General features: G+C 67.2%; 26 protein-coding genes. 8 read left to right on the top strand and 18 right to left on the bottom strand.

Annotation, left to right across the window (positions count from 1 at the left end):
• Positions 1 to 25: 25 nt before the first annotated feature.
• The 15 genes from K6T50_RS18775 to K6T50_RS18705 form a co-directional block, all read right to left on the bottom strand.
• Positions 26 to 1,441 (bottom strand): transcriptional regulator, encoded by a 1,416-nt coding sequence (locus K6T50_RS18775; protein ID WP_225935475.1) that lies wholly within the window; start codon positions 1,439 to 1,441, stop codon positions 26 to 28.
• A complete protein-coding gene (locus K6T50_RS18770) occupies positions 1,419 to 1,790 on the bottom strand; it encodes a DUF3209 family protein (protein WP_222609353.1) in 372 nt (123 codons plus the stop codon). The genes K6T50_RS18775 and K6T50_RS18770 overlap by 23 nt, the downstream gene beginning before the upstream one ends.
• Positions 1,790 to 3,019 carry a CbiX/SirB N-terminal domain-containing protein gene (locus tag K6T50_RS18765; protein ID WP_222609352.1) on the bottom strand — a complete coding sequence of 410 codons (1,230 nt, stop codon included), beginning with the start codon at positions 3,017 to 3,019 and terminating at the stop codon, positions 1,790 to 1,792. Before K6T50_RS18765 ends, K6T50_RS18770 begins: the two co-directional genes overlap by 1 nt.
• Complete coding sequence (locus K6T50_RS18760) at positions 3,016 to 3,780, bottom strand: cobalamin biosynthesis protein (RefSeq protein ID WP_425601418.1); 765 nt, start codon at positions 3,778 to 3,780, stop codon at positions 3,016 to 3,018. Before K6T50_RS18760 ends, K6T50_RS18765 begins: the two co-directional genes overlap by 4 nt.
• Positions 3,777 to 4,049, bottom strand: coding sequence for a ferredoxin (locus K6T50_RS18755; RefSeq protein WP_222609351.1), 273 nt, complete (start codon positions 4,047 to 4,049; stop codon positions 3,777 to 3,779). Before K6T50_RS18755 ends, K6T50_RS18760 begins: the two co-directional genes overlap by 4 nt.
• Position 4,050: 1 nt before the next feature.
• Complete coding sequence (gene cobJ, locus K6T50_RS18750) at positions 4,051 to 5,073, bottom strand: precorrin-3B C(17)-methyltransferase (RefSeq protein WP_222609350.1); 1,023 nt, start codon at positions 5,071 to 5,073, stop codon at positions 4,051 to 4,053.
• Positions 5,074 to 5,097: 24 nt separating this feature from the next.
• Positions 5,098 to 5,988 (bottom strand): precorrin-3B C(17)-methyltransferase, encoded by an 891-nt coding sequence (locus K6T50_RS18745; protein WP_222609349.1) that lies wholly within the window; start codon positions 5,986 to 5,988, stop codon positions 5,098 to 5,100.
• Positions 5,985 to 6,998, bottom strand: coding sequence for a cobalt-precorrin 5A hydrolase (gene cbiG / locus K6T50_RS18740; RefSeq protein WP_222609348.1), 1,014 nt, complete (start codon positions 6,996 to 6,998; stop codon positions 5,985 to 5,987). The genes K6T50_RS18745 and cbiG overlap by 4 nt, the downstream gene beginning before the upstream one ends.
• Positions 6,995 to 7,951 carry a cobalt-precorrin-4/precorrin-4 C(11)-methyltransferase gene (locus K6T50_RS18735; protein WP_222609347.1) on the bottom strand — a complete coding sequence of 319 codons (957 nt, stop codon included), beginning with the start codon at positions 7,949 to 7,951 and terminating at the stop codon, positions 6,995 to 6,997. The genes cbiG and K6T50_RS18735 overlap by 4 nt, the downstream gene beginning before the upstream one ends.
• Positions 7,948 to 8,691 (bottom strand): cobalt-factor II C(20)-methyltransferase, encoded by a 744-nt coding sequence (locus K6T50_RS18730; protein WP_222609346.1) that lies wholly within the window; start codon positions 8,689 to 8,691, stop codon positions 7,948 to 7,950. Before K6T50_RS18730 ends, K6T50_RS18735 begins: the two co-directional genes overlap by 4 nt.
• Positions 8,688 to 9,266, bottom strand: a complete 579-nt coding sequence (cbiT, locus tag K6T50_RS18725) for a precorrin-6Y C5,15-methyltransferase (decarboxylating) subunit CbiT (protein WP_222609580.1) — start codon at positions 9,264 to 9,266, stop codon at positions 8,688 to 8,690. Before cbiT ends, K6T50_RS18730 begins: the two co-directional genes overlap by 4 nt.
• A 149-nt stretch (positions 9,267 to 9,415) precedes the next feature.
• Complete coding sequence (locus K6T50_RS18720; RefSeq protein ID WP_222609345.1) at positions 9,416 to 9,775, bottom strand: (2Fe-2S) ferredoxin domain-containing protein; 360 nt, start codon at positions 9,773 to 9,775, stop codon at positions 9,416 to 9,418.
• Complete coding sequence (locus K6T50_RS18715; protein ID WP_222609344.1) at positions 9,775 to 10,548, bottom strand: CbtA family protein; 774 nt, start codon at positions 10,546 to 10,548, stop codon at positions 9,775 to 9,777. Before K6T50_RS18715 ends, K6T50_RS18720 begins: the two co-directional genes overlap by 1 nt.
• Position 10,549: 1 nt before the next feature.
• Complete coding sequence (locus K6T50_RS18710; protein ID WP_222609343.1) at positions 10,550 to 10,735, bottom strand: CbtB domain-containing protein; 186 nt, start codon at positions 10,733 to 10,735, stop codon at positions 10,550 to 10,552.
• A 200-nt stretch (positions 10,736 to 10,935) separates the two neighbouring features.
• Entirely contained in the window at positions 10,936 to 11,448 is a 513-nt protein-coding gene (locus tag K6T50_RS18705; RefSeq protein WP_222609342.1) for a molybdopterin-dependent oxidoreductase, read from the bottom strand.
• 313 nt (positions 11,449 to 11,761) lie between these two features.
• On the opposite strand from K6T50_RS18705, the gene K6T50_RS18700 reads away from it, so the two are divergent.
• Together K6T50_RS18700 and K6T50_RS18695 are read left to right on the top strand one after the other, a co-directional pair.
• Positions 11,762 to 12,148: a cupin domain-containing protein gene (locus K6T50_RS18700; protein ID WP_222609341.1), complete on the top strand. Its 387-nt coding sequence runs from the start codon at positions 11,762 to 11,764 to the stop codon at positions 12,146 to 12,148.
• 17 nt (positions 12,149 to 12,165) lie between these two features.
• On the top strand, positions 12,166 to 12,450 hold the full coding sequence (locus tag K6T50_RS18695) for a cupin domain-containing protein (RefSeq protein ID WP_225935474.1): 285 nt from the start codon (positions 12,166 to 12,168) through the stop codon (positions 12,448 to 12,450).
• A 242-nt stretch (positions 12,451 to 12,692) separates the two neighbouring features.
• Here K6T50_RS18695 and K6T50_RS18690 read toward each other — a convergent pair whose 3' ends face one another.
• Positions 12,693 to 14,057 carry a hypothetical protein gene (locus tag K6T50_RS18690; RefSeq protein ID WP_222609579.1) on the bottom strand — a complete coding sequence of 455 codons (1,365 nt, stop codon included), beginning with the start codon at positions 14,055 to 14,057 and terminating at the stop codon, positions 12,693 to 12,695.
• A gap of 333 nt (positions 14,058 to 14,390) precedes the next feature.
• Here K6T50_RS18690 and K6T50_RS18685 point away from each other — a divergent pair, with 333 nt between their 5' ends.
• The 6 genes from K6T50_RS18685 to K6T50_RS19365 all read left to right on the top strand — a co-directional run bounded on the left by K6T50_RS18685 (position 14,391) and on the right by K6T50_RS19365 (position 18,209).
• Positions 14,391 to 15,689 (top strand): RNA-guided endonuclease InsQ/TnpB family protein, encoded by a 1,299-nt coding sequence (locus tag K6T50_RS18685; RefSeq protein ID WP_222609339.1) that lies wholly within the window; start codon positions 14,391 to 14,393, stop codon positions 15,687 to 15,689.
• A 10-nt stretch (positions 15,690 to 15,699) separates the two neighbouring features.
• Positions 15,700 to 16,110, top strand: coding sequence for an SRPBCC family protein (locus tag K6T50_RS18680; protein WP_222609338.1), 411 nt, complete (start codon positions 15,700 to 15,702; stop codon positions 16,108 to 16,110).
• Between the two features lie 113 nt (positions 16,111 to 16,223).
• Positions 16,224 to 16,541 (top strand): CGCGG family putative rSAM-modified RiPP protein, encoded by a 318-nt coding sequence (locus K6T50_RS18675; RefSeq protein WP_222609337.1) that lies wholly within the window; start codon positions 16,224 to 16,226, stop codon positions 16,539 to 16,541.
• Positions 16,542 to 16,626: 85 nt separating this feature from the next.
• A complete protein-coding gene (locus K6T50_RS18670) occupies positions 16,627 to 17,250 on the top strand; it encodes a DUF7998 family protein (protein WP_222609578.1) in 624 nt (207 codons plus the stop codon).
• A gap of 176 nt (positions 17,251 to 17,426) precedes the next feature.
• Positions 17,427 to 17,690, top strand: coding sequence for a DUF2249 domain-containing protein (locus K6T50_RS18665; RefSeq protein WP_222609336.1), 264 nt, complete (start codon positions 17,427 to 17,429; stop codon positions 17,688 to 17,690).
• 165 nt (positions 17,691 to 17,855) lie between these two features.
• Positions 17,856 to 18,209: a helix-turn-helix transcriptional regulator gene (locus K6T50_RS19365; RefSeq protein ID WP_222609335.1), complete on the top strand. Its 354-nt coding sequence runs from the start codon at positions 17,856 to 17,858 to the stop codon at positions 18,207 to 18,209.
• Between the two features lie 105 nt (positions 18,210 to 18,314).
• Here K6T50_RS19365 and K6T50_RS18655 read toward each other — a convergent pair whose 3' ends face one another.
• Together K6T50_RS18655 and K6T50_RS18650 are read right to left on the bottom strand one after the other, a co-directional pair.
• The gene (locus K6T50_RS18655) at positions 18,315 to 18,899 is read right to left on the bottom strand and encodes an FAD-dependent oxidoreductase (protein WP_222609334.1); all 585 of its coding nucleotides are present in this window, start codon (positions 18,897 to 18,899) and stop codon (positions 18,315 to 18,317) included.
• Between the two features lie 188 nt (positions 18,900 to 19,087).
• A complete protein-coding gene (locus K6T50_RS18650; protein ID WP_222609333.1) occupies positions 19,088 to 19,399 on the bottom strand; it encodes a hypothetical protein in 312 nt (103 codons plus the stop codon).
• Between the last annotated feature and the right edge of the window lie 32 nt (positions 19,400 to 19,431).

Below are 19,431 nucleotides of genomic sequence, written 5' to 3'. Positions count from 1 at the left end.
CGAGTCAGCCCGCTTCTCCCGCATCCTATCGCCCCCAGCCGTGGAGCCGATAGGCCCCGTGCCCATCGGCGACGCCGTCGTGGTACGTGACTGGCTCCTCGACGGCGGCGACCTCCGCTTCGGCAATCGCGACCGCCGTGGCGACGCCGTCCGTCCGAAGCGTGGTCGTCGATCCGTCCGCGAGATCGAGTAATCGAACGCCGTGGACGGCCGGGTCGCGGTCACGGAAGTGCTGTGCCGTCGGCACCACCAGCGTTCCGTCGGCGCTCGCAACGTGGTGAGCGAATCCCCCGACAGAAGCGCGCCACCACTCGGTCCCGTCCGGGGATACGCCGACGGCGGTGTGTTCCGCCGGGTGGCGGGCAGCGGTCTCGCGGCCGGCCTCCGGGAAGGTGTTGCCGAGGACGAACGCGACGACGCCGTCGTTCGCGATGACGTGGTTCGGGTACGCGTACACCCGCTCGGGCTCCCCGTCGTCGGTCTCACCTGTGGGTTCGCGCTCGACTGTCGCGCCCAGATCGAGCCTCGCTGTCACCGATCCATCTCCGTCGAGGAGGTACCCACGCCGGTCGGCGTGACTCGCGACGGCGTAGCCGTCGGGCGTCAGCGCCACGTCACCGACGGCACGGTCGGCCTCGGCTGGGGCGGCCGCGTCCGCCGCGTGACGCGGGTCCCATCGGAGCCGCTCGTCCCCGTGCTCGGCGTCGAGGACGACCAGCCCGTCGCGGTGGGCGTCCGGCTCCGGGCAGCGGTTGTACGCGACCGCGAGCCGGTCGCCGTCCGTCGCGAGGGCGATCGGCGAGGCGCGCGCGGCGTACTTCCATCGGACGATTCCGTCGGGATCGAGCGCGTAGACGACGCTCTCGAACCGCCGGGCGGTTCCGTTCGACTTGTCCTCGTCGTCGACGCCGTCGGCGTCGTCCGCCGTCGAGTCGTCGCCCATGCCGCGTCGCTCGTAGCGCCTGAGGGCCGCGTAGGCTCGCGATCCGTCGGTCGCGAGCGCGGCCACGAACGGGAGCCAGAACCGTGTTTCCTTCGCCGGCGGTCCCACGTCCGCGGCGCCGTCGACGCGCCAGCGTTCGGTTCCGTCGGCGTCGACGAGGGCGATCGTGCCGCGCTCGCCGCGCGTGCCCGCGAGGACGCCGCCGTCGAACTGCGTCAGCGCGACGACCGGCTCCTCGCCTGAGCGGCGCCAGCGTTCGGGTCCGACCGCGTCGTCGCCGTTCCCTGCCGTCCGCTCGAACGCCCGAAGGTCGCCGGCGGCGGTCCCGACGACGACCACGTCGTCCGTCAGCGCGACCGCCGAACGTCGGCCCCGCTGGCGCGAGCCGCACGCATCGATATCGCCGAGCGAGACCGCGGCGTGGGTGTCGAACGCGACGGCGGGAGCGGGCGACTGCCGCCCGACGCCGGCCGCGTCACTCCTCGACGGGGAAGGCATCGTGTAGGTCGTGGTGGGTTTCGCCCAGACCGTCGAGCAGGCCCTCGCCGTGTGTCGCGAGGCGCTCGAGGCTCCGCTCGGCGTCGCGGACGGCGACGAGTCGGCCGCGGACGTAGTCGGCCTCGGGATCGTCGTCGTCCAGCGTCGCGACTTGTTCCTCCAGGTCGACGAGCGCGGCGTCGAGGTGTCGCCGGAGGCCGTCGAGCGTCTCGGCGGTCGCGAGGCCCTCGATGGGGCCCTCCAGCTCACCTTCCAGTTCCTTCTCGGCGTGTTCGCGGGCGGCGCGATCGTCGGTGCCGAGGACGGTCATCAGGCCGAGTCGCAGGGCTTCGAGTTCGAGGCAGCTCATTATTGTAGCGTGTCGTGGACGAGGTCGGAGACGATGCGCTCGCGGTCGAGGTGCGAGGAGACGATGCGGTCGGCGTCGGCTTCCTCGACGCCGCCGTACCAGACGCCGTCGGGGTAGACGGCCACCATCGGGCCGTCGCCGCACTGGTCGAGACAGGAGGTTCGGGTGACACGCGCGTCGCAGGCGTCGGAGTCGCGGACGGCCTGCCGGAGTCGCTCGAGGACCGCCGGCGAACCGTCGGCCGCGCACGTCTGGTTCGTGCAGACGGCGACGTGGTGGGAGGGGGCGTCGTGGGCGTGCGGGTCGTCGTCGACGTTCTCGCGGTCGGCGTGAGCCGCGCTGTGGGTCAGCGCGCGCAGCATCGCCCGCGCGCCGCCCTCGTCGGCCTCGTAGCCGTCGAGTTCCACCTTGTACTTGCAGGTGTCACAGGACATCTCGACGCTCCCGGTTCGTGCCTCCTGCCAGCGGTCCCCGAGTACGTCGAGCAGACGCGGGTCGGTCCCGAGGGGCTCGCCCGGCGCCGCTTCGACGTAGGGGTACTCCTCGTCGAACTCCGCGGCGCCGTCCTTGATACGACCCGTGAGGACGCCGTCGCCGAGCATGTACGGGAGGACGATCACGGCGTCGGGTCGCTCACGGGCGACGGCGTGGAGTGTCTCGTCCAGCGTCGGCTCGGTAACGCCGATGAAGGTCGCGCGGACATCGTCGAACACCCGGCCCTCGTACAACAGGCGGGCGAGCTTGTGCACGTCCGCGTTGGCGTCGGGGTCCGAGGAGCCCCGGGCGCACAGCACGACCGCCACCTCGTCGTCCGCGCGGTCGACGCCCAGCTCGCGCTCGGCGGCGCGGGCCCGGTCGTCCAGCAGGTCGAGGATCGCCGGATGGACCCCGAGATGCGCGCCGTTGCGGATCTCCAGGTCGGGGTGCTCGGCGCGAGCCCGCTTCACGGCCAGCGGCACGTCGTTTTTCACGTGGCTCGCGGCGAACAGCGACAGGTGGACGACCGAAACCCGGGAGACGGCGCCCGCGAGGCCCGCGACGGCCTCGTCGATCGCCGGCGACGCGAGTTCGAGGAACGCCGCATCGACCGGGATGCCGAGCCTGGATTCGAGGTCGGCCGCGAGGGTCCGCACTTGCTCGTTCGACTTCTCACGACGGGAGCCGTGCCCCACGAGCAGCACCGCCTCGTTCGACAGCGACGAGGGGGTTGGGGCGGTCTCGCTGCTCACGTCGACCCTCCGTCGCCGGCGACGCCCTCGTCGCCACCGGCGGTGGAGCTCTCCCGGGCCCGCTCGATGCTCCTGCGGGTCTTGCGTCGGCGCTGGGGAGCGAACAGTCCAGACTCCACGCTGCCCTCGTACAGCCACTCGCCGAGTTCGGGGCCGGCCTCGTCGGCGACGCCGAACCAGTAGCCGCCCGAGGAGGACTCGTTCAGGTCGCCGTAGGGGGCGTCGACGGGTGCGGCGTCGAGATGGTCGCGGACGGTCGCGAGTAGCGTCTCATCGTCGTGAACGAACGAGATGCCGACCGCGTTCGAGTCCGACTTGAAACACACCGTGCCGCAGCCCTCGGCGAGGCCGCGAAGGAGCTGTCGGCGATGGTCGTCGAGCGCCGAAAAGCGGTAGCCGCCGGACTCGTCGCCGGCGGTCGGGAGTCCGAACGCCGCGGCCGCGCGGTCGGCTGCGGGCGTCTCCGCCGTGACGACGTACTCGTCGCTCGTTCGAGTCACGTCCGTGTTGTGGGCGTACTCGCGTTCGGTCACTCCGCTCGTCAGGTCGGTGTCTGCGGTCCCGAACAGCGCCGCGATCCGGTCGGCGGCGTCGGCGTCTCCCGCGCGGACCGTGACGGTCCCGTCGGCGACGGCGCCGTCGGCGGCGACGCGGCCCCACAGGTACGCCGTCGCGGGCCTTGACCGCAGGAGATCGTCCGGCGCGTCCGGCCGTGGGGGCTCCCCCTCGACCGAGTCGGCGACCTCGACGGGATCGCTCACGGCTCCACCTCCGCGTCCGCGGCGTCGCGCACGGCGATCGCGTCCAGCGGACAGGCGGCGGCCGCCTGTTCGGCGTCCCCGCGTCGGTCGTCCGCGAACGTCGCCGTCACCGTCGCGTCCGTGCGTTCCAACGATGCCGCGGCCTCGGGGTCGATACCCGCGAGCCCGTCGTCGTCCTCCACGAACCGCGGGTCGCGGACGAGACACGCGAACACGCCGTCGCAGGCGTCGCGGTCGACCGTGACCGTGTAGCGTGCGTGTTCGGTCATCTCAGTAGTCGTACTTGCTCTCGTACCCGCGCGGGGTGACCATCCGGCCGTCCCACACGTACGTGTCCTCGTTGCCGACGACGACGGTCGTCGTCATGTCCACGAGGTCCGTCTCGCCGTACGACTCCAGCTCGCCGAGGGTGGTGATCTCGACGGCCTCGTCGTCGCGACCCGCGCCGTGGACGATCCCGACGGGGGTGTCGTCGTCTCGGTGCTCGCGGAGGATCCCGCATGCGGTCTCCCAGTTCTCCCGGCGCTTGCGGCTCCATGGGTTGTAGATGGAGATCGTGAAGCCCTCGCCGGCGACGGCGTGGAGCCGCGATTCGATCTCCTCCATCGGCGTGAGGTGGTCCGACAGCGAGACCGACACGGAGTCGTTCACCAGGGGCGCTCCGAGCCGCGCGCCACAGGACTGCGCCGCCGGCACCCCGGGGACCACCTCGAAGTCGACCATCGAGGCGGTCGCGCCCTTCGATTCGAGGATCTCCAAGGTTAGCCCCGCCAGGGCGTACACGTTCGGGTCACCGGAGCCGACGATCGCCACCTCGTTGCCCGCGAGCGCCCGGTCGATCGCCTCCTCCGTGCGGGAGACCTCCCCGCACATCGGCGTGTCGTACAGCTCGTCCGCCTGCTCGGTGATCTCGTCGGGGATCAGGTCGATGTAGGTGGTGTAGCCGACGATGTGTTCGGCGTCCGCGAGGGTGGATTTCGCCCGAGCCGTCATGCCGTCGGCGTGGCCCGGACCGAGCCCGACCGCGACCAGTCGGCCGGGGTCGGCGTCGAAGTCGTCGACGCGGGCCTCGACCTTCTCGTCGGTCGCCGACGAGGAGCCGCCGCACCCGGATCCCTCCGATCCGGAGGAACTCGACGCGCCGCAGGCCGAATCGGATGCGGTGGTGCCCGAGCCGTCGGTGTCGGTCGCCGTCCCGCCGTCGGTCGCGGCGCCGCACGCGCTCGCGTCGTCCGTGGTGTCCCGTTCGCCGTCCGTCGAACCGCCGCAGGTGGTGTCGGTGTCGTCGCTCATGATTTTGTTGTGGTGTGTGATGTCTCAGAAGTCGTCCACGTCGCGCCCGCCGCGGGGCGTGACGAGGTACTCGCGGTAGTCGTTGGTCCAGACCTCGGTCTCGTGGGTGCCGACGAGGATGGAGGTGCCCATCCCGCCGACCTCCTCGTCGTGGTCGGTCGCCTCGCCGAGCGTCGTCAGCGTGTACGTCTCGCCGTCGACGTTGCGGCCGGCGTCGCCGCGGCCGGCGTCGTTGACGATGGCGACCGGCACGTCGTCGTGGCGCTCCTCGCGGAGCACCGCGATCGCGCGCTCGTAGTCGCGCCAGCAGTTGTACAGGACGACGACGAACTCTGCGATCGCCGCCGCCCGAAGCTTCTCTTCGATCTCCGCCCAGCCGCGCCACTTGTCCGACAGCGAGACGGTGCAGAAGTCGTTCGACAGCGGCGCCCCCAGCGTCGCCGCGAGGCTCAACCCCGCGGTGACGCCGGGGACGATCTCGACGGGCACGTCCGTCGCCTCCTCCGCCTCGGCCATCGTGAACAGCAAGTCGGACTTCCCGTACACGTTCGGGTCGCCGCCGGAGACGTGCGCCACGTCCTCGCCGTCGCGGACGCGCTCGAACGCCTCCCGCGCGAGTTCGACCTGCTTGCCCATGGACGAGCGAACGAGTTCCTGATCACTGTCTGCCTGCTCTTCCTCCGGCGGGAGAGTGCCGTCATCTCGGAGGAACGCCTGATACAGGTTCGAGGCGATCACGCAGTCGGCATTCTCTATCACCCGTCGGGCTCGGTCGGTCATTTCGCCGGGGAGCCCCGGGCCGATGCCGACGACGTACAGCGTGCCGTACGCCTCGGGCGCCTCGCCGGCGGGGTCGCCGCCGGCGGCCGCGCGCGACTCTGGGAGCGACGTATTCGGGGGAGACCCGCCGTTCATCGCCCCACCGCCACGGTGACGCTGTCCTCGTGGCCGATCTTCTCGACGACGAGCTCGTGCTCGCGGCCGGCGGCGATGGCCGAAGCCTCGGAGATGCCGGGCCAGCCGATCAGCTCCTTCGAGCGCGACGGCGTCGGGCCCTCGAACGCCTCCAGCGCCTCCTTCTCGAAGCTCACGACCCCGAGGTCGCGGTTCTCGGCCGCCTCCAGCAATCCCGGCTCCTCCTCTTTGCGGGTACCCGTGGCGACGAACTCCACGTCGCCCCAGTCGGCGTCGGCCTCGTCGAGGGCTCGCTCCCAGGCAGCCTCGAACTGCTCGGCGTCGGCCCCCGAGACGGAGCCGGTCCCGAGGACGACGCCGTCCTCGGGGTCGCTGTTGCGCTTCAGCACGGTCACGTCGTCGCCGACGAGGACCGCCCGTGGGCCGTCGAGCCTGGCGACGGGGCCGAGGTCGTCGTCGAGGACGGCGAGATTCGTCGCCACCGTGGAGTCGCCGTTGACGACGTGGGCGTCCAGCGCCTTCGCGCGCTCCTCGACGCCCTGCTTGCCCGCCGCCTCGCTGGCCGTCGTCATCGCCGGAACCGCCCCCAGCGACGCGAGGTCGTCGGCGACCTGGTTGGCGCCGTGGTGGCCCCCGGTCAGGGGGATCGCCCACGTGAGCTCCTCGTCGACGACGACGACCGCGGGGTCGTCCCACTTGTCGTCGAGCAGGGGCGCTGTCTTTCGCATGGCGATGCCGCTGGCCATCAGCCCGCAGAACACGTCGTACTCGCCCCAGTGCTCGGCGAACACGTCGCCGTGGTACTCCAGCAGGTCGATGCGTTCGTAGCGGTCGGCCAGGCCCTCCTTGATCTCCTCGGCAGTCTCGCGTTTTCGCTCGAACGTGACGATCCCGAGCGTCTCGGCGACCTCGCCGTCGGAGTCGGGCGTCGAGCAGTGCGAGCCCCCCGAGTCGGAGCCGTCGGCGTCCGTCGGTTCTGTCGTCTCCGTCGTGTCGTCGTCCGTGCTCATTGCGTGTATCCCTCCGTGATCGAGTCGCTGTCGGCGGCATCGCCACCGTCCTCGTCGCCCCCGTCGCCTCCGTCGGCGGCGGGGTCCTCGTCGTCGTCCCCGTTTCGCGGGTCACTCCGTTCCCCGCTCGAATCGAGGTCTCGCTCGCGCTCGACCTCGCTCCCGCCGTTCGCCCAGTCGCCGTAGAGGTACGAGCGCTCGTACCCCCCGCCGGTGACCGCCTCGCCGATCACCACGAGCGCGGAGGCGCGGTAGCCCGCGTCCTCGACGGCGTCGGCGATGTCGGCGACGGTCCCCCGGATCACGTCCTCGTCGGGCCAGGAGGCGTGATAGACGACCGCGACCGGCGTGTCGGGGTCGACGCCGTCATCCAGCAGACGGTCCATCGTCTCGCGGACCGCGTGGGTGCCCAGATAGATGCAGACGGTCACGTCGCCCATCCCGACGAACTCCGAGATGTGATCCTCCTCCGGGCTCAGGGTCTTCCCCTGCGGCCGGGTGAACGCGACGTGGTTCGCCACCTCGTTGAGGGTGAGTTGGGTGCCCAGCGTCGCGCTCGCGGCGAACGCCGAGGTGACACCCGAAACGAAGTAGGTGGGGACGCCCTCGGCCTCCAGTGCGTCCATCTGCTCCAGCGCCGCGCCGTAGATCGCGGGGTCGCCCGAGTGGAGGCGCACGACCGTGCGGCCCGCCTCATGGGCGTCGCGCATCAGCGGGATCAGTTCCTCGAGGTCCTTCCCGACCGAGTTCACCTGCTCGGCGTGGTCGCAGAAGGCGTCCAGCAGCTCGCTGTTGACCAGCGAGCCCGCGTGGACGACGAGGTCGGCGTCCGCGAGCAGCGCCCGACCCCGCACCGTCAGCAGCCCCGGGTCTCCCGGGCCGGCGCCGACGAATGGGATCCCCTCGCGTTCCTCCAACACGTCCGTCGCCGGGTCGGGAACGGCGTCGCTCATCCGTCGACCGCCTCCGTGTCCGTGGACTCGCTGTCGCCCCTCGCGTCGCGCTCGGCCTCAGCGAACGCCGCGGTCGCCGGCTCCTCGCCGGCGTTCGGTCGCCGGGCGTACGCGAGGGTGTAGTAGTCCCGGTCGGCGATCGCCTCGGGATCGTCGGTGACGACCGTCTCGCCCTGTTCCATGAACAGCCGCCGGCCGTACGTCACCTCGTACCCGGCGTCGACGAGCCCCTCGTGGGTCGCCGGGGCGTCGGTCACCTTGAACAGCACCATTCGGTCGGGACCGGTCGGGGAACGGCCGCCGGCCGCCTCGCGCAAGGCAAGTCCCGCGCCGGCCTCGACTTCGACGCCGAGCGCCGAGGTGAACGCCGTCGTCGCCGAGACGCCGGGGACGGTTTCGACGGCCACGTCGGGGTGAAACGCGTCGAGCGTCCGCCGGAGGTGACCGAACGTCGAGTAGACGTTCGGATCGCCCAGCGTCACGAACGCGGCGTCGCCGTCGCGGGCGACGGGGGCGACCTCCGCGGCCGCCTCGCGCCACGCGCGCCGGAGTTCGTCCTCGTCGCGCGTCATCGGGAAGTCGAGGTCGCCGAGCGTCGACTCGGCGACGTGCTCGACGGCGACCGACCGCGACAGCCGCCCCGGCGTGTAGACGGTGTCGACCGAGCGCAAGATCCGTCGGCCGCGCAGCGTGATCAGGTCGGCCGCGCCCGGCCCGAGCCCGATTCCGTAGAGGGTCACGCACTCACCCCGCCGCGGTCCGCCGACGCGTCGCCGGTGCCGCCCGTGATCACGTACACCGGGTTCTCCGACTCGAAGCTCGTCGCGCCGGCCAGCTCGTAGCCGTAGCTCGCCTGCAGTTGGACGACCTCGTCGAGGAGGTCGCGCTCGCGGAACGCCTCGACCGCCCGGCCGGCCGTCTCCAGCCGGGAGACGTTCATCACGACCCGCGCGACGTCGGTCTCGACGGCGTGGTCGAGGACGGCCTCGAAGTTCCGGGAGCCGCCGACGAACAGCGCGTCGGCGTCGGCCGGGAGTCCCTCGGGCGCCTCGGCCGCGACGAGCTCGATATTCGCGTCCGCCAGCCCGTTGGCTGCCAGGTTTTTCCGCGTCACGTCGAGCTTCTCGGGCGACCGCTCCAGCGCCGTGACCCGGCCCGCGCGGCGGGCCGCCTCGACGGTTACGGCGCCGGTGCACGAGCCCACCTCGACGAAGTGATCCGTCTCGGTGAGCCCGAGTTTCGATACGGTCACGGCGCGCACCTCGGGCTTCGTCGGTCCCGCCTTCGCGTCGTGCGGGAGCCTGGTTTCCGGTATCCGGGGCATCAGGCTCACAAGACGGACGCGCCCACATAACAATTTGGTTTGGGTTAAAACAAATAGAATTGCGTTTGGGTCGACGGACCCGGGGCTCCTCGGTCGCAACGATCTCCATTTCACGTCGGCATCGACTGCGGCGACCGATCCTACCGCGGCGGCACCTCCATGTCTTCGGGCGATCGGCCGAGGTCCGACGCGTCCGGACCGAACACGGTCGCGAGGAGGTCCGGCACGTCCTCGGGCACCACGTCGGAGAACCACCGGCCGCGCGGGTGGACCGCGACGGCTGTTCCGTCGGCGCTACACAGGCCCAGACAGCTCGTCTCCGCGACGTGGACGCGTGACCAGAACACGCCGCGCTTCTTCAGCCACGACCTCGCGGCCTCGAGGACCGCGTCGCCGTGGGCGTCCGCACAGGCGGCGTACTCGGAGTCGCGGGCGTTCGTGCAGACGAGCACGTGGTCGGTGAACCCGTTCTCGTACACCTCGTCGGTGCGATCGCGCATCAGTCGCCCCCGACGGCATGGCCCGACCGCGAGTCGGTCGGCGCCGCGGTGTCACCCGCCTCCGCGCCGTGCAACCGGGCGTGGACGGTGGCGAGGACGAGCCACATGAGCGCCTGTCCGAAGACGACCAGGCCGACGAGGCCGGCGGCGAGCTCCGACGGCAGCGCGACAGTCGTCCGATCCGCCGGAACTGCGGCGGCGAGCACCGGCAGCGCCCCCACGGGGAGCAGCCCGACCGCGACGGCGACCGCCCGTCCACGGTCCCCCCGGAGTCGGTCGTACAGCACCATCCCGGCGATCGCCGCCGCCGCGCCGGCGGCCATCATGACCCCGTAGAGGATCATTCTAGTTTGGACGTCCAGCGCGTGGGCGGTCCCCGGCGGCGCCGGCGGCAGGACGAGCCAGGGCGCGCCCGAGGCCGTGAGGAACCCGGCGGCCGCGAAGACGTAGCTCCGGACGGCTCCGGTGCCGGGGACGATCGGCTCCAGGAAGTAGAACGCGACGCCGAACCCGACGGCGCCGAGCAATACCCCCCACAGCACGCCCGATAGCACGCTTACGCCCCGGTTGACGGAGAGTCCGGCATCGTCGTGGGCCGCGGTCGTCTCCTCGTGGCCGTGGCTCCCGTCTTCGTGGCCGTGTTCCCCGTGTTCGTGGCCGAGTTCGTCGGCGAACCCGACGATCGGGTTCGCGACGAGCGCCAGCAGCACGCCGAAGACCGCGCCGGCGACGAGCCCGGCCTTCACTCCCCTCGTCAGGTACTCGACGAACATTTCAGTGACAGGTGATGCCCGCCGCGTGCCGGAAGTTGTGCATCGCGTCGTGGACCATCGGGTCCTGAACGAATAGCAGCGCGAAGCCGAGTGCGGTGACTGTCAGCACCGCTGAAGCGGTCTGAGCGGCTGTGAGCTCCGTTCTGGCGAGTTCCCACCGGTCGTGTACGGTATCGGTTGTGGACATACTCAATCCGATTTGTGCAAACACAATTGGGTTTGTAAAACTATCGGCACCCAACGAGATCCGATGGACTACGTGCGGGCATCGCGAGCAGGAACCATCCCGAGAACGGGGGCATCGTTCGGGTCCTTGGGACGAAGCACTGCCCGTCGCCCGGCGACGTCGTCGGTCCCCGAGTTCGGGCGCGCAGTTCCCCGGAGCCGTTACTCGGTCGGTGTCGAACCGCGGTTCAACGCGATCGTCTCGGCGGTGTCGCGGTCGGTCGGGTTCGCCGTCAGGACCTCGATCTCCGAGCCCCACTTGACGCTCTCCCAGCAGTCTGCATCGCCTCCGGTCGGAACGAGGCGGGCAGGCCCGCCGTGTTCGAGGGGGACCGCTTCGCCTTCGAGTTCGATCGCGATCAGTGCACTGCGTGCGTGGTCGAGCGGGAACGAGCTCGCGTAGTCGCCATCCATCGCCCGAACGAGGACGTCTGTGCCGTGTTGTGTCGGCTTCGCACGTCCCAGGACGGACCCGACGCTGACCCCGTGCCACGAGAGGTCCCGGGCTCGCCACCCCTCGACGCAGGTGAAATCGTCGGAGAAGTCCCCGCAAGGGAGCGCGCGCAGGTCCTCGAGAGCGAGTCTCAGCGGTTGTGAGACCGCGCCCGTGACGTGGAGCCGCCACCCGTTCGGATCGACCGTGTCCGGTACGGGGTGGGATTCGAGGGCGTCCATCAGTCGGTCCCGGAGTCGCGGCCACACGCTCGATTCATGCGAGATCCATGTCGCGTCGTCACCGTGAGTGCACCGACGAACATGTTCAGTTAGGGTATTCCGCGAGTAACATGTTCGCAACAGGTCTTTTCGTGTCCACCGACCAACGTTCAGGTGATGTGTTTAGGCACCCCTAAAATAGGAACGTCGATCAGCTCACAGGGTCCTCGACACCGCCGCAACGGAGGTGTCACGGCGTGATGCTCTCGACCGGCGGCGACGCAGGCACCGAATCTCGTTCGGCCTGGCAAGAACATCAAGCGAAGGAGACAGCATGACCGCGACCGACTTCGACGCTGAAAGAGGCTACGACGACGACCAATTTTCCGCCGTCGAAGTGTTCCGCAGCGATCGGATGAAGGTCGTGTGCGGGTACTTCCAGCCGGGTCAGTTCATTCCCGTCCACGCTCCCTCAAGCGACGTTGCGATCCACGTCCGGTCCGGAACCGGTACCGTCCGCGACGGGGAGACGGAACACCACGTCGAGGCCGGCGATGTCGTCGTCGTCGAGGCCGATACCGATCGGGGCGTCAAGGCTGACGACGATTCGAGCCTGGAGGCGATGCTCGTTACCGCGCCCCCGCCGACCCACGCCGAACACGAACCGGTTCGGGAGGGGCTACAGCGCGACCGATTCGACCCACACACACGAGAGTCATGACGGAGATCCGAACGCTCATGGACATCGATGGACAGCCCCACGCGAACGTCTTTCCCGATTCGGAGCCGAAGACGATCCGACTCCGACTCTCCGAGGGCGACGAAGTCGCGCCACATTCACACCCCGGCCGCGACATCGTCTTCTATCTCGTCGAGGGAACGGTCGAGGTCAAACTCGACGACGATCGATACGAGGTGACCGCCGGCGACATCGCCCGATTCGAAGGTGAGCGTGAGATTTCTCCGCGCGCACTCGAGGACAGCACCGCGCTGATCGTCCTTTCGCCCCGGCCCGAGGACTGATCACCCAGACGGGTTCGAAGCCGAGTTCACGGATACGCCCCACCCTCAACGAGCAAACCCGTCAAGGTGAGCGAAGTAGGGTGGGGTAGTTGACCGGCGTCTTGCCGGCCCGGACACGGCCGACGCTTTCGCGGACGATCGAGGCAACGTGGTCAACGTACTCGTGGGTCGAATTCCTCCCACGGCGAAAGCAGTGGGCTTCCACCTTGCATCCGTGTGACACCACTGTACCGATTCCGTCCTCACTTACTCGGATCGGACTCGGCGGCTTGTACGGCCTTCCGTCGTGGGTCGAGCGATCCCAACAGGATCTGACTCAGGGAATGCGGGCTGTGTATTCGGATGACGCGAAGCATGTTTGCGGTGAAGACGACGACACCGATCGTCACCACCCCGCCGCCGATCACCTGAGCGCTCGGCGGGAGTTGGAACACGTCCGAGAGAACGAGCACGAGCGTCCCCACGACCAGCAGGGTCGCGTCCGCGGCAGCTAATCGATCGTCGTAGAGATCGTCGATCATGGGTACGTCCTCGAACCCGAGCAGGTCGCTGTATCGGTGAACCCAGACGATGAACGGGACGATGTGATAGAGGGTTCCGAGGACGACGAACCCGACGGTACCGAGGACGAAGAGGTGGACGGCCGTCGGTGCACCGAACAGGGAGTCCGCAGCGGTCGGATCACGCAGCCATGTCGGGACGGTAGCCAGCGCCCACGCGGTCAACGCCGGGACGACGACCGCGTATCGCGTGTGCATCGGCGTTCGGGGAACCTGCATCTCGTACAGTCTCCGGGCGAGGACGATGGCGAACGCGAGGGCCGCCGCCAACACGAGCACGCCGCCGAGGCGAGCGACAGCAATGATATCGACGAGACGACCGAGCGCGAGAAGGACGACACCGACGGGGTGCCCGAGTTCCTCGACGGGGCGGAGGTAGTCATCGATCCCGTGGAGTTCGGTCTGCGTGAACATCGTCCCCAACTGGTAGAGCGCGCCGTAGACTGTCGTGAGCACTGCACCGAACACGGCGAGCGTCGCGTGCGCCATGACGACGTCCCCACGAGCGATCGGGAGGTCTCCGAACACCGGTCTCGTGAATCCGATAGCGAGCAGCAGTCCCAGGGACGTGAGCAAGACGAAGAACCCGAGCGCGATGAGAAAGTGCCGCTCGGTCACGTCGTACGACTCCATCGGAATCATCGTCCGGACGATGTTGTAGACAAAGGTCCAGAACCCGGCGAGCATGAGGATCCCGAACGGAACGAGCCACCCGAGCATGTTGAATACGAGAGCGATACTGAACCCCAATATCCCACATGCGACGAGTGCCAACTGCACGGTCGCGAGCCGACGAGAGTAGAGCGTCACCCCGGACCAGACCGGCACGAACTGCGTCATCGCCCCCATGATAGTGATGCAGATCCACCCCGCCAACAACAGATGGACGTGCACGAGCGTTCCGAGCCCGGGAACGGCGTCGGCAGCGATCCCGATGCCGACGAGCACACCCCCGAGGAGGAATCCGAGCCCCACAACGAAGTGACGCAACGGGACCGTCATCGGGGGTTGGTGATCCGTCTCGATGTTTCCCGGCATCGCGCCCATACCGTTCGCTAGCGCGTCCGTCTCCCTCACTGTCTCTCCGAACATATTCGCGGAAGGGACCGTGTTGATCGAGAATGTACGCGACACTACAGTGTCTGTGGACACCCGCAGACTGTGACGTGATCCGGAACACGGCCGAAGCGGGCCGTTCGTTCACCGGGATCGATCACAGTCTGTCGGACACTGTTTCACAGAGATGCAAGGAGGAAGCCCACGGCTTGAGCCGTGGGAGGAATCCGACAAGCCTCGAATCACCCCACGAACGATTGCAGGCCGACTCCCCCACGCCACCCGTAGAATATATAAATAGATAGTTTGAAATGTGAAACACAGATGGAGAATGTGATTCGCACCGTCAAAATCAAACTCGACGTACCCACAGAGCGGTGCGACGACCTCCATCAGACGAAAACCCAGTTCCTCCACTGTGCCAATACGACGGCAGAGTGGGCGTGGAAACACCCGAACGACTACTGTATAACCTCGAAACAGAAAGCCGAAAACGCCCTCTACAACCAACTTCGTAACGAAACGGAGTTGACCGCGAACCTCGTCCAGAAAGGGATTCGACGGGCTATCGAGGCCACCAAAAGCGGTCTCGCCCGACTCAAAAAAGGCGACAAGACGAGTCAACCGCACTTCGATGCGTGGAGCGTCGTCTACGACAAACGAAGTGCAACGTTCCACCGCGACCACGTCTCTCTGTCCACAGTGAATGGTCGTGTTGAGTGCGACTACGTGATTCCCTACGACGCTAAGGGGACACCGATTGGTGACTACCTGTTGAACGAGGACTATGAGTTCCGGATGTCCACGTTACAGTACGATCGCTCCACAGACTCGTTCTACCTCCACGCACGGATGCGCCAACTCGAAAATGACAAGAAATCCACAACTACTTCTTCCAACACCAAGCACAGAACAGTCCTTGGTGTTGATCTGAACGTGGACGGTTCGCTCGCCGTGACTTCAACAGGCGCATTCATCGGGAACGCCGACGAGATGAACCATCGACGCCGAGAGTTCGAGAAGACTCGTGGGTCGATGCAACAGACAGGAACGCGGTCGGCACACCTGTCGATTCAGTCGATGAACGACCGCGAACACCGTTGGATGCAGGACGAGCTCCACCGTGCTTCGAACCAGATTCTCGACGAAGCCCGCGACCACGGGTGTACGCATATCGCGTTCGAGAATCTGACCGGGATTCGTGACCGGATGGCTGGAGCGAAGCGGTTCCACGCGTGGGCGTTCCGACGCCTGTACCAGTACGTCGAGTACAAGGCTGAGGTATTCGGCATCGAAGTCGAACAAGTGAGTCCGGCGTACACGAGCCAGCGGTGTTCGTCGTGTGGGTTTACCCACGAGAGCAATCGACGGTCAAAACACCAGTTCGTGTGTCAGAAGTGCGAGTACGAACTGAACGCGGATTACAACGCGAGTAAGAATGTTGCTCGGAAACTCTTGAAACGACTCCACTCGGGGCAAACGTCTTCGAGTGGAGGCGCTCCCTGTCAGTGTGCGCTGAAGTCAGGGACGCTGAACCTAAACGGCGATTACACCGCCTCCGTCAACGCGACGGCAGAAGGGGAGTCCACTGACAAGCCCACGACTTCAGTCGTGGGTTACTGACAGGTTCACCATGCAATCAGTCACGATCACCAGAACGATAGACGCGTCGCGAACCGAGATCCGGGCGGCGATGCAGGAGCTCGAACAGTTCACCCTCGCGGCAGGCTTCGACGAAGTCGACGTGGACGGGCGGACGATCCGCGTCGCCAACGACGTCGGCGTCGCCGAGATCGAACTCGAACTGGCCGTCGTCGACGATTCTGACGCGGCCTTCGCCTACGAGCAACGCGAAGGGATCTTTGAGGAGATGCGGACCGCGTTCACGCTCACGTCGGTTCCGGACGGAACCGAAATCGAGGCGACGACCGAGTTCGCGCTCGATATCGCCCTCGTCGGTGGTGTTCTCGACGCGACCCTGATCAAACGCCAGCGTCGAGCCGAACTGGAGGCGCAACTCGACTACATCGAGGAGGCCACCTGAACGCGGTTCGAATCCCCGGTATCGCATGCGGGAACGTGAGAAGTCAGCTCGGAGTGCGGAATCGAACGTGTTCGGGCAGGGGCTTACCGGTATCGGACACGTACCCTCGGGCGATGAGCACCCACGACGACCACGACCACGGGGACGTGCAGCCTGTCACCGACCGAGTTCACGACACATCGTGGTCCGCGAACCTCGAGAAACCGGAACACGCTTCGGATCGCGACCTGGTCCGTCGACAGGCGGTCGACGCGATCGAACACACGGCCGGCGGAAACCACGTCAATTTGGTCACCCATGGCGATCACGGGCATCCGTCGGAATACCTTTACCCAACGTTAGAGGAGGAGTTCGACGGGAGCGACCTCGACTGGGAGTACATCGAACAGTGCGGCTGTGGCGGGCACGTCGTTCGCGTCCACGTCCACTGATCAGGGTAGACGAGTTCGGCGATCCACCTGTGCCGCGAACATCTCCGGGGTTACTGGTACACTGGTTGCCGACCTAATCCTGCATATGCCGGGATTCCCGTCCCCGTTCGGTGACGACGACGGTTCGCTGTTCGATAGCTACGGCGAGTTCGTGCCGGATACCCAACCGACAGTCTTCGAGTTTCTCGAGGGGCACGACGTGCTCGATGGGCGCGATCACGCCGCGTTCCACAGACTGACGCGTGATATCTTCGAGGAACGGAAGGTCTACGACATGACCTTCAATTACAACCTCGCTCGACTGAACCTCGACACCCGTCATCGAAGCGCGGGATACCGGTACGCCGTCGAGCGGGAGGGCGGCGAGAATGTACTCTCCGAGGATCCGATCGAACGTGTCCTCCGGGCGGAATTCACGCCGACCACGCCGTTTTGCCCCCAGACGCACACGCTGACGATCGGATCGTTCCGGGCGTGGAACGGACTCTCCGACCGACACGAGTACGATCTCGTCAGAGTCCGTGCGGCCCCGATGCACCACCAAAGCGACGCGATCAACGACCAACTCGCCGAACTCGAGGAGAAGTACATCGAGACCGGCGATGTGACCGTCGTCCCCGAGGACAGCCCCGATGTCGGTTCGAACCCGACCGACCGACCGATGCAAACGGAGAATGCGGGTCGTGGGACTCCCGACGCACCGTTTTGAATCCGATCGTGCCCGAAGTCTCGCGAACTCAAGTGGGAACTCGGCCCGACGGTCCTCGATCGACACGTCGCCATCGAGTCGGTGACCTCGCGATTTCGTCACCTCGGCGTATAGTCGCCGATCGAGAGAACATATTCGGGAAAACCGCTTGGATAGCGGGAGTTGGATACTGTACCATGGACGCGATCGGCGATATCATCGCGGAGACGGCCGCACCGAACGACCGCCATCGTGAGACGTTGGACGCACGGGAGCTCCCACCGCCCCAACCGCTTCAGAACACGCTGGAACGGCTCGCGGAGATCGGGGACGACACCGTCTTGGTTCAGCTCAACGATCGCGCACCTCAACACCTGTATCCGAAGTTGACCGACCGAGGGTACGAGTTCGAGACGGTCGAAACCGACAGTCGGGTCGTGACGGCGATCTGGAGAGACTGACAGAGGTGGCATTCGACTTCGTCTGCTCCAAGCCGTCGTCGTGGTAACATCGGTGTAACTGGGTGACGTGAACGCCCGGAAACGGGTAAGTCATCCCGACCCGTACACGGATATGAGACCCCACGTCCGACCCAATCGGAGGGCCGATGGCGGATTTCCTTGACTATGACCGGCACCCATCAGACGCAATCGACGACCGAATCGACGGAGAACGGCGCTGCAACTACGGGGACGGCGACCGACGGATCGGCGCCGGATTCCGACGTCTTCGCCGACCTCCCGCCGAGTGCGAAACTCGTTCACTTCGTGTTGGATCGCGACGACCAGCGAACACAGACGCAACTGGTCGAGGAGACGGCCCTGTCGGCCCGGACCGTTCGGACGGCCCTCGGTCGACTCGAAGACGCAGGATTGGTGAACGAGTCCATCTGTTTGCGCGACGCTCGAAAGCGGGTGTACTCCCTCACGGATGACGGTGCGACTGCCGGTGACGCTGTGGACGTCGAACTCGAAGTTTGACAAAACACAGCAGCTCTCACTCCTCCGTCCGCCGCGTTCGCTGAAACGAACGTCATCCCAACGATCAGAAATCGAGGTGGGCGATCCGTTCCCGAGAGCGATCAACTACTCCTCGTCGGCCATCCCGCCGAAGACGGCGTCGGCGTCGCTCGGGACGTCGAAGTCGTGATAGTGCTCTCCCTTCTCCTCCGAAAGGATGTTGAGCGCCGCGGCGGCGCCGTCGCCCGCGGAGATGACGGCCTGCCACTCCTCTGCACGAACCATCGCACCCGTCGCGTAGGCGCCGTCGACGCTCGTCTCCATAGTCACGTCGACGTCGACGACATCGCCGTCGAACGCGCAACCGAGCGCCTCCGCGAGATCGCGCTTGGCGCCCGTCGCGAGGACGAGATACCGTCCCTCGACGGCGTCATCGTCGGTATCGACGCGGAATCCTTGGTCGGTTTGCTCGACATCGGTCGCCTCGGCCCCCTGGAGCCGGTCGACCCCGAAGGAGTCGACCTGCCCCCGGAGCGTTTCCAGATACACGGAGCCGTCGACCGAACCGATCCCGGGATAGTTGAACAGATGGGCCTTGTGCAGCCACGTCCCGTCCGTGTCGAGGACGGTCGCCTCGAGCCCGTTCTTCTGTGCGAACAGCGCCGCGGTCAGGCCGGCTGGACCGCCGCCGACGATAACAACATCGCTCACACGAGGAATATCTCCGTCAGCGACAATAACAGTGTGGCCCCCGGAAGCCCGAATACATCCCTCAGCTGCCGGCGAGTCTGGCGATACTCGATCCGGGGTGATCGGCCGGCTGGGTATCGGCCATCCCGGAACCGAACGCCCCTGTGTCGTTCGGACGCCGGGATTGTGAGGGCGGAACCCCGTCGGCGTCAGTCGCCGCCGTCGTTAGGCGCCGCGATGCGATCGGTGTCGCCGTGGGGGTCCGGGAGCGATTCGCGGTGGAGGTGATACCACTCGGCGAGCGTCCCCCTCGTTCCGTCCGTCTCGACGGTGACCGAGCCGTCGAATCCCCACTCCGCCCGGTCGGCGTCGTCGCCGAACGCCAGCGGCACCTCGACGCGGAGGTCCTCTGCCGAGAGCGTGACCCCGCCCTCGCGTTCGATGCCCTCGTCGATAGCCAGTTCCAGGACGTCGAGCCAGCGCTTGGGGACCCGTCGCGAAGTTCGCGTGTCGTCGCTCATACGACCCAGTACGGGTTCGAGGTACCTGTTGG

Source organism: Halobaculum magnesiiphilum, from assembly GCF_019823105.1.
Classification (GTDB): domain Archaea; phylum Halobacteriota; class Halobacteria; order Halobacteriales; family Haloferacaceae; genus Halobaculum; species Halobaculum magnesiiphilum.
This window is presented reverse-complemented; position numbering and strand designations above follow the sequence as displayed.